Source organism: Caballeronia glebae (genome assembly GCF_001545035.1).
GTDB lineage: Bacteria > Pseudomonadota > Gammaproteobacteria > Burkholderiales > Burkholderiaceae > Caballeronia > Caballeronia glebae.
This window is the reverse complement of record NZ_FCOJ02000014.1, coordinates 121,578-136,600: the sequence shown is the minus strand read 5'-3', so window position 1 is coordinate 136,600 and position 15,023 is coordinate 121,578. Positions and strand designations below refer to the sequence as shown.

Here is a 15,023-nt window from a genome sequence, read left to right as displayed (position 1 = left end):
GAGCCGGGTGTACATGCCGATGAGCGCGCGCCGATACGGCTCGTCCGTGCGATGCGGCGACTGATCCGGCGATGAGTCGGCGAGCGCTTTCAACGCATCGCTCGAACCGGCGAGCAAGTTCGATACGGACAATTCCGCGCCGAGCTTGTGCGTCTCTTCCAGATAGTGTTCGAAGATTACGATCGCCTGACGCGTGATCGCGGTTTCGAGCGTTTCGCCGGTGACGAACGGATTGCCGTCGCGGTCGCCGCCGATCCAGCTTCCCATCTGGAAGAACGGCGGCAGGCGCACGGGCAGGCCGTGTTCGGCGAGCGCGCCTTCGATATCGGCGTAGAGCGCGGGAATCTCGGCGAGGAAGGTCGCGCGATAGTAGGAGAGCGCGTTGTCGATTTCATCGGCGACGGACAGACGTGCGTCGCGCAACATGCGCGTCTGCCAGAGCGACGTCACGCGCGCGCGCAGCACGGCTGCGTTCTGCGCACGTTCGCGCGTGGTCAGTTCCTGATCGCGTTCGGCGAGCAAACGCGCGATGTCGTGCTGCGCGTCGAGAATGCTCTTGCGCGAGACTTCGGTCGGATGCGCGGTGAGCACGGGCACGATCAGCGCATCGCCGAAAAACTTCTCCAGCAACTTGCGCGTCGCGCTGATGTTCTTGTGCTCGCGCATGCGCTCGATGGCATACGCGATGGTGCCCGGCTGCGAGCCCGAGCCCGCGAGCGCGTGAATGCGGCGGCGGCGATTGTGATGGCGGTCTTCGGCAATGTTCGCGAGATGCGAGAAGTAGCTGAACGCGCGCACGACCGACACAGTCTGTTCCGGCGACAGCGCGCGCAGTTTCTTTTCGAGCGTCTGGGACGCTTCGACATCGTCCTCGCGGCGAAACTTCACGGCCGTCTGACGAATGGCCTCGACCACGTCGAACACGGCGTCGCCTTCCTGCTCGCGCAGCACTTCGCCGAGCAGCCGGCCGAGAAAGCGAATGTCCTCGAAGAGCGGGCGGTCTTTGTCGTCGCGCGTGCGGCTCGCGGGCTTCGCGGCGGCCGCGCCGTTGCCGCGCGGCGCTTTCGCCTTGGTCGCGACGCGCTTGGCCGCGGCCTTGATGCCGGGCTTCGGTTTCGGCGCGATGGCCGCTTTCGATGACTTCGCGGCCGTCGCGGCCTTCGTGACGATGGGCGACGACGCCGCGCGGGGCGCGTCGGAGGAGGAAGACTTGGGCAATGCGGCGTTGCGGCGCGCCGGGCGAGCCGATCCAGAAGACGTCACGTTGGGTTCCTCTCGAAAGCTGCGAAGCCAGGGGGCATCGACATGATCCGGCGGCCCGGACGGGCGCCGCATCGGCAGGAAACCGCAGGCCGCGCGAACGGCCGTGCGTCGAACCGGCGAAAGCATGCCGCCGCCTTCTTCGCGCCCGAAGCGTTCCGCGTGCGCGATACGGCTCGGGCCGTCTTTCACGCCGGTATGAACGCACCGCGGACGCCCCGAAAGGCGCTTCGGACAAGGCTCTCGCGCGCTGCCTGTGTGTCGGTGGACCCTGGCGTGCGTGCTACCATTGTTCGCTAATGTCTATTCATCCATCCCGTCATTCGATCGAGCATCAATGAATTCCGAGACGCATTCAACGACACCGCCCGCGAGCATTATCATCGCTTCGCGGGAAAGCCGGCTTGCGATGTGGCAGGCCGAGCACGTGCGGTGTGCGCTGCACAAATTATATCCATCTTGCGACGTGAAAATCCTCGGAATGACGACACGCGGCGATCAGATTCTGGATCGCACGTTGTCGAAGGTCGGCGGCAAGGGTTTGTTCGTGAAGGAACTCGAAGCCGCGCTCGCCGAGGGCCGCGCCGATCTCGCCGTGCATTCGCTCAAAGACGTGCCGATGGAACTGCCCGAAGGCTTCACGCTCGGCGCCATCATGGAGCGCGAAGATCCGCGCGATGCATTCGTGTCGCCGCATTACGCATCGCTCGACGCGCTGCCGGCGGGCAGCATCGTCGGCACGTCGAGTCTGCGGCGCGAGGCCATGATCCGCGCGCGCTTTCCTCATCTCGAAGTGCGTCCGTTGCGCGGCAATCTCGATACGCGCCTCGGCAAACTCGATCGCGGCGAGTACGCGGCGATCATTCTGGCGGCCGCGGGACTGAAGCGTCTCGGTCTGGAAGCGCGTATCCGTGCGCTGCTCGATCCGTCGGAGAGCTTGCCGGCGGCGGGGCAGGGCGCGCTCGGCATCGAAATTCGCGCGGATCGCGCCGATCTCGCCGCGTGGCTCGCACCGTTGCATGACGAAAAAACCGCGCTCGCGGTCGAGGCGGAACGCGCGGTGTCGCGCGCGCTCGGCGGCAGTTGCGAAGTGCCGCTCGCGGCGCATGCCGTGTGGCGAGAGGGCGCGCTGTATCTTCGCGGCGCGGTGTCGACGCCCGATGGCGAGCGTGTGCTGCGCGCGGAAGAGTCCGTGCGTTCGCCCGATCTCGCCGCCGCGCTCGCGCTCGGCCGCCGCGTGTCGTCGGATCTCGAAGCGCAAGGCGCGATGGAGATCGTCGCCGGGCTCACGACCACGAGCCGCGCCGACGGCCCGAACGCGCCGCCCTCGGGGCCGAAGTCCTGATGGCGAGCGAGCGCCGCGCCACCGTCGTCGTCACGCGTCCTGGCGGACAGTCGTCCGCGCTGCTCGCGCTGCTTGCGGGCGCCGGCTTCGAGACGCTCGAATTCCCGCTCATCGATATCGCGCCCGTCGCCGACGATGCGCCGCTGCGCGCCGCGCTCGACGAGCTTTTTCTCCCGCCCGAAGCGCCTGGGCGTTACGCGCTCGTCGTGTTCGTGTCGCCGAATGCGATCGATCATGCGTTCAGCCGGCTCGGCGCGCCGTGGCCCGCGGACCTGCCGGTTGCGGTCGTCGGTCCGGGCTCGGTCTCGGCGCTCGCGCGGCAGGGCGTGCATGCGCCGTCGCATCGCGTGATCAGTCCGTCGGCGGAAGAAATGGACCCGCGCTTCGATTCCGAGGCGCTCTTCACCGCGATCGAAGCGCAGTTCGGCACGACCGGTCTTGAAGGCAAGCGCGTGCTGATTGTGCGCGGCGACGGCGGCCGCGAATGGCTCGCCGATCGCCTCGCGCAAGCGGGCGCGCGGGTCGAGAAAGCCGCCGCGTATCGGCGGGTGCTGCCGGAACCGTCGATGCAAAAGTGGGAGCACATCCACGAACTGCTCGCCGGACAACCGCATGCATGGCTGCTGACGAGTTCCGAAGGCGTGCGCAATCTCGACGAGCTCGCGCACGAACATCTCACCGCCGACGAAATCGTGCTGCTCAAGCGCGCGCCGTTCGTCTGCCCGCATCCGCGCATCGCCGAGGCCGCGCGCGGAGCGGGTTTTGATAGGATTACGGTGTCCGGCGCGGGCGACGAGCGCATCGCGCACGCGCTGGAAGCGCTGTTCCCGCTCGAAAGCGCCGCCGCGTTCGCGCAGGCGGCGGTATCACGCGATCCGGAGGCCCACGCGCAAGCGAGCGCATCGAGCTCGATCCATTCATCCGCGCCGACGGACGCCAATCCGGCCACCGCGCCGGCCCACCAAACGGCTCAATCACGCATGACTGATTCGAACGATTCCAAGAAAGCTTCACCTCAGCCGAACGTGACACCGCCCTTGCCGCCGAACACGCCCTTCACGCCTTTTGAGCAGCAGAAGCGTCGCGGCGGCGCGGGCATCGTGGTGTTGTGGCTCGTCGTCGTCATTCTGGCGGTGGCGGCGGGCGCGGGCGCCTTCTTCCTGAACCGCAAGTTCGACCGCACCGACGCGCAACTGTCGCAGCGCCTCGCGCAGTCCGACGAGCAAAACGCCGATCTGCGCGCGAAAGCCGATCAAGCCGCGAGCGCGACCGGCGCGCTGAACACGCAGCTCATCCAGTTGCAGGGCAAGCTCGCCGACGCCGAAGCGCACAGCCAGGCGCTGCAGCAGCAATATCAGGATCTCGCGAGCAATCGCGACGACTGGACCGTCGCCGAGGTCGAGCAGATTCTGTCGAGCGCAAGCCAGCAGTTGCAACTGACCGGCAACGTGCAACTCGCGCTCTTCGCGCTGCAAAGCGCCGACACGCGTCTCGCCGCGACCAACGGTCCGCAGGTCGTCGCGATCCGCAAGGCCATCGCGCAGGACATGGACAAGCTGAAGGCCACGCCCACGACCGATCTCACCGGTCTCGCAATCAAGCTCGACACGGCCATCGACCAGATCGACCAGTTGCCGCTCTCGGGCGAGGCGCCGATCGCCCGCGCCCGCGCGCAGACGGCCGAGCCGGGCAACAGCGCGTCGATCGCAGCGGCGACCGGCGAGCCGCGCTGGAAGGTGCTGTGGCGTCAGATCACGAGCGGCATCGGTCAGCAGTTGTCGAGCCTCGTGTCGGTGCGCCGTATCGATAACGCCGACGCAATGCTCACCTCGCCCGATCAGGGCTACTTCGTGCGCGAGAACGTGAAGCTGCGCCTCTTGTCCGCGCGTCTGTCGCTTTTGTCGCGCAGCGAGCCGGCGCTCAAGTCGGATCTGCACGCAGCCGACGCCGCGCTCGGGCGCTACTTCGACGCGTCGTCGAAGAAAGTGCAGGCCGTGCGCGATCTCGTGAAGCAGGTCGATCAGGCATCGCTCGCCGTCGCCGTGCCGAACCTGAACGCCAGCCTCGCCGCCGTCCATCAGTTCAAGCGAGGCGGATGATGACGATTCGTGGACTCATCTGGCTCGCGCTGCTGTTCGCCGTCGCGGTGATCGTCGCGACGGTCGGTGGCTTCAACGGCGGCCAAATTCTGCTCGTGATCCCGCCGTATCGCGTGGACATGTCGCTCAACCTGTTCGCGGTCGCGCTGGTCGTGCTGTTCATCGTGCTGTACGCGATCATCCGTGCGACGCGCGGCGTGTGGAAAATGCCCTCGCGCGTCGCCGCCTACCGCGCGCGCAGCAAGCTTGCAAAGGCGAATTCGTCGCTGCGCGATGCGATCGGGCATCTGTACGCCGGCCGCTTCTCGAAGGCCGAGAAAGCTGCGCGCGATGCGTTGTCGGTCGCCGACAATAAGGGCGCGGCCGGGCTCATCGGCGCAAACGCGGCGCATCGTCTGCACGAATACGCGCGCCGCGACGAATGGCTCGCGCACGTGTCGGGCGCGGACTGGCAGGACGCGCGCCTGATGGCCACCGCCGACATGCGCGCCGACGGCCGCGACGCCGACGGCGCGCTCGTCGCGCTCACGGAAATGCAGGCGCAGGGCGGCCGGCGCATCCACGCGCAACAGATCGCGCTGCGCGCGCAGCAGCAGTTGAAAAACTGGGGCGAGGTGCTGAAGCTCGTGCGCATGCTGGAAAAGCGCGAGGCGCTGCATCCGGCGGTCGCGGTGCGGCTGCGTCAGGTCGCGGCGGAAAACTTGTTGCGCGACCGCCGCCACAATCCGGACGCGTTGCTCGAATTGTGGCAATCGCTGTCGGCGACCGAGCGCCAGTCGCCGCGTCTCGCCGATCTCGCCGCGGAACTGCTGATCGCGCTCGATCGTCGCGCGGAGGCGAAGAAGATCGTCGAAGATGCGCTCGCGCACAACTGGGACGCGCGGCTCTTGCGGCGCTATCCGGATTGCATCGTCGGCGGCGACGCGTTCCCGTTGATCCAGCGCGCGGAAGCGTGGCAGAAGGAACGCACCGAAGACGCCGATCTGCTTTTCACGCTCGGACGGTTGTGTCTGCATCAGCAGTTGTGGGGCAAGGCGCAGGCGTTCCTCGAATCGGCGTTGAAACTCGCCGACAACGAGCCGCTCAAGATCCGCACACATCGCGCGCTCGCCCGTCTGCACGAGCAACTGGGCGACACGGCGAAAGCGGCGGAGCATTATCGCGCGAGCGCGCTGGCGATGAACGTCGTCTGATCGACCGCTGTCCTTCGCGGGATTTCAGAAACGGGCTGCCCGAGCAAGATGCTCATGCAGCCCTTTTCTTTTTAGCGCACTTTCCGTACCGCCGTTTTCGCCTTGTCTGTGCGCCAGCGCACGGCCGCCGTCTGGACAAGATGGTCTAGTCACGTTTTACCGAATCGAAAGATGGGTGCGCGCGCGTTCGGAGCGCCGCTGCCCATCGACCACGGAGGCGGCGTGAAACGAGGGCTACACACGTTCATCGGGCTTGTGCTCGTCGTTATTTTGTCCTGGCCCGATACATCGCATTATTTCGCGCAGGGCGTCATCACCTCCGCGCGGTGGACCGGAACCTGGGCCGCCGCGCCCGACGTCACGGCCGATCCCGGCTTCAACAATCAGACGATTCGCCACGTCGTGCATACGAGTATCGGCGGCACGGCGGCGCGCCTGACGTTCTCCAATCTCTTCGGGACGAAGCCCATCACGCTCGGCGACGTGCATATTGCCCGCCGTGCGAGCGGGGCGCGCACGGTCGCCGGCACGGATAAAGCCGCGACTTTCAACGGGCAGCCCTATGTGACGATTCCGGTCGGCGGCACGGTGCAGACCGACGCCATTCCGTTTCAGGTGCCGGCGCTTACCGACATCGTCGTGAGCTTCCACATTCCGTCGCAGACGCCGCCGGGATCGACCGGACATATCGAGGGCCTGCAGGACAACTGGATCGCGCCGGGCGACGTCAGCGCGGACCCGGCGTTCACGGGCGGTGTCGTGAACGCGGCGGGCGAGCAGTCGTACTATTTCCTCACCAATGTCGACGTGATGAACGCCGCGGCGACGGGCGCGGTGGTCACGTTCGGTGCGTCGATCACGGACGGCGTCGCGTCCACGCCCAACACGAACCGGCGCTGGCCGAACCGGCTCGCGGAACGGCTCATCCGCTCGGGCATGACGGTCGGCGTGCTGAATCAGGGCATCAGCGGAAACGATTTCTTTACGAACGGCTCGGGCCAGGCCGGGCTCACGCGCTTCGCCCGTGACGTGCTCGGGCAGCCCAACGTGAAGTGGGTGATCGTCTCCGACGACGCGGTGAACAATCTCATCAGCGGCAATCCGCCGAGCGCGCAGCAACTCATCGGCGCGTATCAGCAACTCGTCCAGCAGACGGCCGCGGCGAAAGTGGGGCTGATCTGCTCGACGCTCACGCCTTTTCAAGGCCTGGACGAATGGACGCCCGAGATCGAGAACACGCGCCAGACGGTGAATGCGTACCTGCGCAGCAAGGCCAGCGGCTGCGACGCCGTGCTCGATCAGGCCGCGGCGCTGGGCAACCCCGTGGGCACGGACGATTCCACCGCGTTCGTGCGCGCCTACAACAGCGGCGACGACCTGCATCCGGACGATACCGGCATGCAGGCGATCGCCAATGCCGTCGATCTGGGCTGGTTCGCGGCGCTGCCGCCGATCAACGCGCCGACGGCGTGCGGGCGGATCGCGATGGGCGAGGGCCTCGCGGAGGGACAATCGGTCGCGGCGTGCGGTGGAAACGTCCAGTTGAGCCTGCGAAGCGACGGCTATCTCGTCGCCGTGATGAACGGCGCGACGATCTGGTCATCGCATGTGAGCGGCACGCCGGGCGTGGAAGTGCGCATGCAGGAGGACGGCAATCTGGCGATGTACGACAACAACGGCGCAATGGTCTGGCAGACGCACACATCGGGCAATCCGGGCGCGTTTGCGGACATCCTGTCGAACGGATATCTGGTTATTTTTTCGGCGCGCGGCACGGCGCTGTGGTCGAGCCAGGGATGAGCGCGTTTTCGCGCCGCGTGCGAAACGCGGCGCGAAGCGAGATTGCGATTAGTACGTTGGAACCGAGGGATCGACCTGACGCGACCATGCGTCGATGCCGCCGTACAGATTGAAGGTCTTCGTGAAGCCGCGCGATTCCAGGAACATCGCGACCTGTGCGCTGCGCGCGCCGTGATGGCAGATGCAGACGATCTGCGCTTCGTCGTCGAGTTCTTCGCTGCGCGCGGGGATGTCGCGCATCGGGATCGTCACGATGTTGTCCATCTTCGCCGTCTGGATTTCCCAGGGCTCGCGCACGTCGAGCAGAACGGGAGCGGGGCGCGAGGCATCCGCGAGCCACGCGGCGAGTTCGGGTGCGGTGAGGTTTTGCATGGATATTCCGGCAGGACGCGCGATGCCGGACACGGCCGGCTTCGCGCTTTCAGCTTAGAACTTGAACTGGGACGGATGCACCGCGTTCTTCAGCGGCGCGACGAGCGTTTCGAACACGTCGGACACGCGGAACTGCTTTTCGTCCACGCGCGTGATGATCTGCGCCTTCATGACCGGCGCCGCGCCGACGAACGCCGCGATGCGCCCGCCGATCTTCAGTTGCTCCAGAAATTCCTGCGGCATGACCGGCAGCCCGCCCGAGACGCAGATCACGTCGTAAGGCGCGCCCTGATTCCAGCCGAGCGCGCCGTCGCCGGTGATCACTTCGACGTTCGTCACGCCGTTCGCCGCGAGGTTCTGCTTCGCGAAACCGGCGAGTTCCGGCGAGATTTCGACCGTCGTCACGCTGCGGCCACGATGCGCGAGCAGCGCCGCCATGTAGCCGGAGCCAGCGCCGATTTCCAGCACGGTTTCGCCCTTGTGAACCGCGAGTTCCTGCAGGATGCGCGCTTCGACCTTGGGCGAAAGCATGCGCTCGCCGCCGGGCAGCGGAATGTCGAGGTCCGCAAAAGCGATGTTGCGGTACGCGGCGGGAACGAAGTTCTCGCGCCTGACGATTGCGAGCAGGTTCAACACGTCCTGGTCCAGCACTTCCCACGGACGAATCTGCTGCTCGATCATGTTGAAACGCGCTTGCTCGATATTCATATTCTGTGTGCGTGATGGCGACCGGAGCGGGCTGCACCGCGGCCGGATGCGGGGCTAGAAAACTACGCGATTGTAGCAAATGGAGGGGTTTTCCCGCCTGATTCGCACACGGGCGCGTCGATGCGTCTAATGCGGCAGGCGGATATCGAACTTGAAGGTGATGAGCCGCGCGATCAGGATGAACGCCGTCGAGATGAGCACGTTGTAGATCGTGTCGACGTCGAGCCGATCGAGCCCCAGGTAGATCCAGCAGCCGGCGAACGCGCAGACCGCGTAAGGGCGTGAGTCGCGCAGGATCAGCGGAATTTCGTTGCAGAGCACGTCGCGCAGAACGCCGCCGAACACGCCGGTGATGACGCCCATCATCGTTGCGGTGAAGGCGGGCATCTGCGCGTCGAGCGCGATCGAGGTGCCCGACACGCTGAAGAGCCCGAGCCCGATCGCATCGGTGATGAGGAGCGCGCGCTGATCGAAGAGCCGTGACGTGACGCGCAGGAAAATCGGCGCGAAGATCGCCATGGCGAAGATCAAAAGCACGTAGTCCTGATGCTCGACCCAGTAGAAAGGGCGGCGCGAGAGCAGCACGTCGCGCACCGTGCCGCCGCCGAACGCGGTCACGAGCGCGACGAGAAAGGCGCCGACCGCGTCGAGCCGGCGCTTGCGCGCCTCGATGAGCCCGGAGAAGGCGTACGCGAAAATCGCGAGCGCCTCCATGATGGTGATGGCGAGGCTGAGTCTAGGATGCACTGTCCGGCCCCGGATCGCGGATCTTGCCGAGGCTCCGGTCTTGCGACTTGTCCTGCGGATGATTGTGATGGCGCCCCGCGCCGCCCGGCTGCAACAGCACGAGCACCGCGCCCGCGCCGCCGTCGTGCGGCCGCGCATGACAGAACGCGATCACCTCGGACTTCTGCACGAGCCACGCGCGCACCTTGCCCTTGAGCACCGGTTCCTTTCCGATAGAGCCGAGTCCTTTCCCGTGAATTACGCGCAGGCAACGCAGTCCGCGTTTCACTGCTTCGCGGATGAATTCCGCGAGCGCCTCGCGCGCTTCTTCGCGGCGCATGCCGTGCAGATCGAGCTGCGCCTGCACGACCCATGCGCCGCGCCGCAGCTTCCTGACGACTTCCTGGCTGATGCCGGGGCGGCAAAAGGACAGCGTCTCGTCGATGTCGAGCAGGCTTTCGGGATCGTATTCGTCGGAGAGCGCTTCGTGCAGCACGGCCTCTTCGTCGCGAAGGCTTTGCAGCGGCACGGGCGGCGGCGGCACGCGCGTGACGGTCGTGCGCGGCGGCGTTTTAAGCGGCGCGATTTCGCCGATCGCGCGACGAAACTCATCGGCATCCGCGACGGCTTCGCGCTCGGCGCGCGCCGCCGTGACGCGCTGAACCTCGCGCTTCTCGACATCGGCCTTCAGCGCGCGCTTCAGCGACGACAGACCCGACAGACCTTCGCGTTTCACGGCGGCGGCGACATCGCGCGCATCGACCGGTCTGGTTTCTACGGGCGCGCTCGGGCGCGGCGCTTCCTTGCGACGGACTTTCGGTTCGTTCGGATGAGGGAGATTCTTCGGCATCGTTCGGCCAGCGGAATGGGTCGGAGATCGGACTCGACGCGTGGCGCGCCGATTGTGCCACGCGCGCCGCGTGCCGGACGCCGTCGCGTGGAACCACAGCCCGCGCGCGCCGAAACGAAAACGGGCCGGCGGCATGAACCGTGGCCCGTCGTTCTTGCGCGGCGACACGAAGCGCATCAGACGCGGGCGAACTCCATTCTATCGGCTCGCCGCGCCTTCCCGCGCCCGGCCGGACGCTCGATCAGCGATCAGCGATCAGCGATCCGCTTCGTGACTCATCGAATGCGGCGTCGGCGTCTCGTCGATGGTTTCGAGATAACGCTGCGCATCGAGCGCGGCCATGCAGCCCGTGCCCGCGCTCGTGATCGCCTGCCGATAGACGTGATCCTGCACGTCGCCCGCCGCGAACACGCCGGCGATGCTCGTCGCGGTTGCGTCGCCGCTCGTGCCGCCCTTCGTGATGATGTAGCCGTTCTTCATTTCGAGCTGGTTGACGAAGAGATCGGTGTTCGGCTTGTGCCCGATCGCGACGAACACGCCTTGCAGCGCGATGTCGCTCGTCGTGCCCGACTGCGTGTCCTTGATGCGCAGGCCCGTGACGCCCGTCGCGTCGCCGGTGACTTCGTCGAGCACGTGATTCCACTTGATATCGACGATGCCTTCCTTTTCCTTCGCGAGCAGGCGGTCGATGAGAATCGGCTCGGCGCGGAACTTGTCGCGGCGATGCACGACCGTGACCTTCTTCGCGATGCCCGCGAGATAGATCGCTTCCTCGACGGCCGTATTGCCGCCGCCGATCACGGCGACTTCACCGTTGCGATAGAAAAAGCCGTCGCAGGTCGCGCAGGCCGACACGCCCTTGCCCATGAACGCTTCTTCGGAAGGCACGCCGAGATATTGCGCCGATGCGCCCGTCGCAATGACGAGCGAGTCGCAGGTGTACTCGCCCGAATCGCCGATCAGACGGAAAGGGCGCTCGTTGAGCTTCGCGGTGTGGATGTGATCGAACACGATCTCGGTGTTGAAGCGGCGCGCGTGTTCCTCGAAACGCTGCATCAGTTCGGGGCCCTGCACGCCCGACGGGTCCGCCGGCCAGTTCTCGACGTCCGTGGTGGTCATCAGCTGGCCGCCTTGCGCGAGGCCGGTGATGAGCAGCGGCGACAGGTTCGCGCGCGCGGCATAGACGGCGGCGGAGTAGCCGGCGGGGCCGGAACCGAGAATCAGCACTTTGGCGTGTTTGGGCGAAGACATGACGATGGTCCGTTATCGATGGTCCCGGAATGCGCGCCTCATGACTCCGGCCGATTGCCTGCAACGCAGCAATCCCGACGCCCGGCGCTTCCGATGAACCGTATTTAGGTGCAAAAAGGGGATTATAAAGGCCGCTGGAAAAGCCTTCCGAATGAACCTTTCAATCGGATTGATAGCCGCGCCGGGCCGATATCGCGTCATGACGAGTGCGTCACGAGTGTTAAAGGTTGCAAGAACGCGCCCGTTTTTGCGCCTTCCACCGCAATGCAGCGTTTACAATAGGCCGCTGTTCCATGCCGCTCTTGCGCACCGGCGCGAGCCGCAAAAAGCGACACAAAGCGACACCGAATCAATGGCCAAAGCTACTTATTCCGCGAGCCCGCAGGCATTGCCGCACCGCATGTCGCGGCTCTTCACCGAGATTCGCTGGATTCTCCAGGTCGCACTCGGACTGTTCCTCGTCATGGCGCTCATCTCGTACAGCCGCAAGGACCCGAGCTGGACCCACGCGGTGAGCGTCGATCACATCTCGAACTGGGCGGGGCGCGTCGGCGCGTACACGTCCGACATCCTGCTGCTCGTCTTCGGGCTGTCTTCCTATTGGCTGATCGTGCTGCTCGCGCGGCGTATCGTCGCGAATTACAGACGTATCACGCAACCCCCAGTCGTCGATAAAGACGCGCCGAAGGACCGCACCTGGCTTGCCGAAGCATTCGCCTTCGTGCTCGTGCTGCTCGCGAGCGACGGCATCGAGGCGCTGCGCATGTGGTCGCTCAAGGTGCAGTTGCCGCGCGCGCCGGGCGGCGTCGTCGGCGACGTGGTCGCGCGTCAGGTTTCGCATGCGCTCGGCTTCACCGGCGCGACGCTGTTCCTGCTGATCGCGCTCGCGATCGGCCTTTCGCTCTATTTCCGCTTCTCGTGGCTTTCCGTGTGCGAGAAGGTCGGTGACGGCATTCTCGACGCGATCACCGGCGCGCAACTGCGCCACGAAGCCGGACGCGACCGCAAGCTCGGCGAAGCGGCGGCATCGAAGCGCGAAGGCAAGGTCGTGCGCTCGCGCGAAAAGAGCGAGGATCACGAGCCGGTGATGATCGTGCCCGCCGCGCCCACGCCCGCGCGCTCCGAACGCGCCGAGAAGGAAAAGCAGGTGCCGCTCTTCAAGGACCTTCCGGGCGATTCCACCTTGCCGCCGCTGGCGCTTCTCGATCCGCCGCCGAAGACGCAGGAAACCATCGCCGCCGATACGCTCGAATACACGTCGCGTCTCATCGAGAAGAAGCTGAAGGATTTCGGCGTCGATGTGAGCGTGGTCGCCGCGTATCCGGGACCGGTCGTCACGCGCTACGAAATCGAGCCGGCGACGGGCGTGAAGGGCAGCCAGATCGTCGGTCTCGCGAAGGATCTCGCGCGCTCGCTGTCGCTCGTGTCGATTCGCGTCGTCGAGACCATTCCCGGCAAGAACTTCATGGCGCTCGAATTGCCGAACCAGCGCCGTCAAACAGTCAAGCTCTCCGAGATTCTCGGCTCCGAGGTCTATGCGAACGGCGCGTCGCCGCTCACGATGGGCCTCGGCAAGGACATCGGCGGCAATCCGGTCTGCGCCGATCTCGCGAAGATGCCGCATTTGCTCGTCGCCGGTACCACGGGTTCGGGCAAGTCGGTCGGCATCAACGCGATGATCCTCTCGCTGCTCTACAAGGCGAGCGCGGAACAGGTGCGCCTCATCCTCATCGATCCGAAGATGCTCGAAATGAGCGTCTACGAAGGCATTCCCCACCTGTTGTGCCCGGTCGTCACCGACATGCGGCAGGCTGGCCACGCGCTCACCTGGGCGGTCGCCGAAATGGAGCGCCGCTACAAGCTGCTGAGCAAGATGGGCGTGCGCAATCTCGCGAGCTTCAACACCAAGATCGACGAAGCGAAAAAGCGCGACGAAAAGATTCCGAATCCGTTCAGCCTCACGCCCGACGAGCCCGAGCCGCTCACGCGCCTGCCGCACATCGTCGTCGTGATCGACGAACTCGCCGACCTGATGATGGTCGTCGGCAAGAAGGTCGAAGAGCTGATCGCGCGGATCGCGCAGAAGGCGCGCGCGGCGGGCATCCACCTGATTCTCGCGACCCAGCGTCCTTCGGTCGATGTGATCACCGGCCTCATCAAGGCGAACGTGCCGACGCGCATGGCGTTCCAGGTGTCGTCGAAGATCGATTCGCGCACGATTCTGGATCAAATGGGCGCGGAGTCGCTGCTCGGCATGGGCGACATGCTCTATCTGCCGCCGGGTTCGGGTCTGCCGGTGCGCGTACACGGCGCGTTCGTGTCCGACGAGGAAGTGCATCGCGTGGTCGACAAGCTGAAGGAGCAGGGCGAGCCGAACTATATCGAAGGCATTCTGGAAGGCGGTCTCGCGGGCGATGGCGACGAAGGCTCGGCGGGCGCGGGCGGAACCGCTGGCGCCGATGGCGAGTCCGATCCCCTGTACGACCAGGCGGTCGAGGTCGTCATCAAGAACCGGCGCGCGTCGATTTCGCTCGTGCAGCGGCATTTGCGCATCGGCTACAACCGCGCGGCGCGTTTGCTCGAACAGATGGAGAACTCGGGACTCGTCTCGACCATGTCGTCGAACGGCAACCGCGAAATCCTGACGCCGGCGCGCGACGCGGAATGACGCGTCTCATCGCGCGCGGCGGGCATTACACGGAGAACAAAACAATGAAGCAATACACGGGGCGCACGGCGATCAAGGCGATCGGCGCGGCGATGTTTTCGGCGTCGATGCTGTTCGCATCGCACGCATTCGCGAGCGGCACGGAGCAGTTGAAGGCGTTCGTGTCGCAGGTCCACGCGGCGCGCGGCGACTTCATGCAGCAGGAAATCAAGGCGCCCGGCAAGGCGAACAACGGCGCGACCTCGACGCAGGTGCCGACCAAGGGCGCAACCTCCAGCGGCACGTTCATGTTCGCGCGGCCGGGCAAGTTCATCTGGTCGTATGAGAAGCCGTATTCGCAGATTTTGCAGGCCGACGGCGACAAGCTCTACGTCTACGACAAGGATCTGAATCAGGTCACGGTCCGCGCCCTCGGCGGCTCGCTCGGTGCGAGTCCGGCGGCGATTCTCTTCGGCAGCAACGATCTGGAAAAGAACTTCAATCTGCGCGATGCGGGCGAGAAGGGCGGCATCGACTGGCTCGAACTCACGCCGAAAGCGAAGGACACGCAGTTCGAAACGGTCGGCATCGGCTTCAAGGACGGCAATCTGCAGGCGATGGAGTTGCACGACGTCTTCGGCAACGTGACGCTGCTGACGTTCTCGAATATCACGAAGAACCCGCCGATCAAGCGCGATACCTTCAAGTTCACCGTGCCCAAAGGCGCGGATGTGATCAACGGTTGATCCGCGAAGGGCGCGACGAACGCGCC

The 15,023-nt window shown here is 65.6% G+C and carries 12 protein-coding genes; 6 read left to right on the top strand and 6 right to left on the bottom strand.

Going from position 1 to position 15,023, the window contains the following annotated elements:
- On the bottom strand, window positions 1–1,263 hold a 1,263-nt coding region (locus AWB82_RS12575; protein ID WP_143756708.1), incomplete at its 3' end, for a phosphoenolpyruvate carboxylase.
- A 334-nt stretch (window positions 1,264–1,597) separates the two neighbouring features.
- On the opposite strand from AWB82_RS12575, the gene hemC reads away from it, so the two are divergent.
- From hemC to AWB82_RS12555, 4 genes are all read left to right on the top strand, one after another.
- The gene (gene hemC, locus AWB82_RS12570; protein ID WP_086967457.1) at window positions 1,598–2,605 is read left to right on the top strand and encodes a hydroxymethylbilane synthase; all 1,008 of its coding nucleotides are present in this window, start codon (window positions 1,598–1,600) and stop codon (window positions 2,603–2,605) included.
- Window positions 2,605–4,704: a fused uroporphyrinogen-III synthase HemD/membrane protein HemX gene (hemDX, locus tag AWB82_RS12565; protein ID WP_086967456.1), complete on the top strand. Its 2,100-nt coding sequence runs from the start codon at window positions 2,605–2,607 to the stop codon at window positions 4,702–4,704. The genes hemC and hemDX overlap by 1 nt, the downstream gene beginning before the upstream one ends.
- Window positions 4,704–5,897 (top strand): heme biosynthesis protein HemY, encoded by a 1,194-nt coding sequence (locus tag AWB82_RS12560; RefSeq protein WP_200818094.1) that lies wholly within the window; start codon window positions 4,704–4,706, stop codon window positions 5,895–5,897. The genes hemDX and AWB82_RS12560 overlap by 1 nt, the downstream gene beginning before the upstream one ends.
- 222 nt (window positions 5,898–6,119) lie before the next feature.
- The gene (locus AWB82_RS12555; RefSeq protein WP_086967471.1) at window positions 6,120–7,697 is read left to right on the top strand and encodes a GDSL-type esterase/lipase family protein; all 1,578 of its coding nucleotides are present in this window, start codon (window positions 6,120–6,122) and stop codon (window positions 7,695–7,697) included.
- 48 nt (window positions 7,698–7,745) lie between these two features.
- Here AWB82_RS12555 and AWB82_RS12550 read toward each other — a convergent pair whose 3' ends face one another.
- From AWB82_RS12550 to trxB, 5 genes are all read right to left on the bottom strand, one after another.
- The gene (locus AWB82_RS12550; protein WP_035505448.1) at window positions 7,746–8,069 is read right to left on the bottom strand and encodes a rhodanese-like domain-containing protein; all 324 of its coding nucleotides are present in this window, start codon (window positions 8,067–8,069) and stop codon (window positions 7,746–7,748) included.
- 54 nt (window positions 8,070–8,123) lie between these two features.
- Window positions 8,124–8,777: a protein-L-isoaspartate O-methyltransferase family protein gene (locus AWB82_RS12545; RefSeq protein ID WP_086967454.1), complete on the bottom strand. Its 654-nt coding sequence runs from the start codon at window positions 8,775–8,777 to the stop codon at window positions 8,124–8,126.
- A 126-nt stretch (window positions 8,778–8,903) separates the two neighbouring features.
- Complete coding sequence (locus tag AWB82_RS12540; protein WP_200818093.1) at window positions 8,904–9,491, bottom strand: trimeric intracellular cation channel family protein; 588 nt, start codon at window positions 9,489–9,491, stop codon at window positions 8,904–8,906.
- 22 nt (window positions 9,492–9,513) lie between these two features.
- The gene (locus tag AWB82_RS12535) at window positions 9,514–10,353 is read right to left on the bottom strand and encodes a Smr/MutS family protein (protein WP_086967470.1); all 840 of its coding nucleotides are present in this window, start codon (window positions 10,351–10,353) and stop codon (window positions 9,514–9,516) included.
- 255 nt (window positions 10,354–10,608) lie between these two features.
- Window positions 10,609–11,604, bottom strand: coding sequence for a thioredoxin-disulfide reductase (trxB, locus tag AWB82_RS12530; RefSeq protein ID WP_086967452.1), 996 nt, complete (start codon window positions 11,602–11,604; stop codon window positions 10,609–10,611).
- 352 nt (window positions 11,605–11,956) lie between these two features.
- Here trxB and AWB82_RS12525 point away from each other — a divergent pair, with 352 nt between their 5' ends.
- Both AWB82_RS12525 and lolA read left to right on the top strand, forming a co-directional pair.
- Window positions 11,957–14,272, top strand: a complete 2,316-nt coding sequence (locus tag AWB82_RS12525) for a DNA translocase FtsK (RefSeq protein WP_086967451.1) — start codon at window positions 11,957–11,959, stop codon at window positions 14,270–14,272.
- A gap of 44 nt (window positions 14,273–14,316) precedes the next feature.
- The gene (gene lolA / locus AWB82_RS12520) at window positions 14,317–14,997 is read left to right on the top strand and encodes an outer membrane lipoprotein chaperone LolA (protein WP_086967469.1); all 681 of its coding nucleotides are present in this window, start codon (window positions 14,317–14,319) and stop codon (window positions 14,995–14,997) included.
- The last annotated feature ends 26 nt before the right edge of the window (window positions 14,998–15,023 follow it).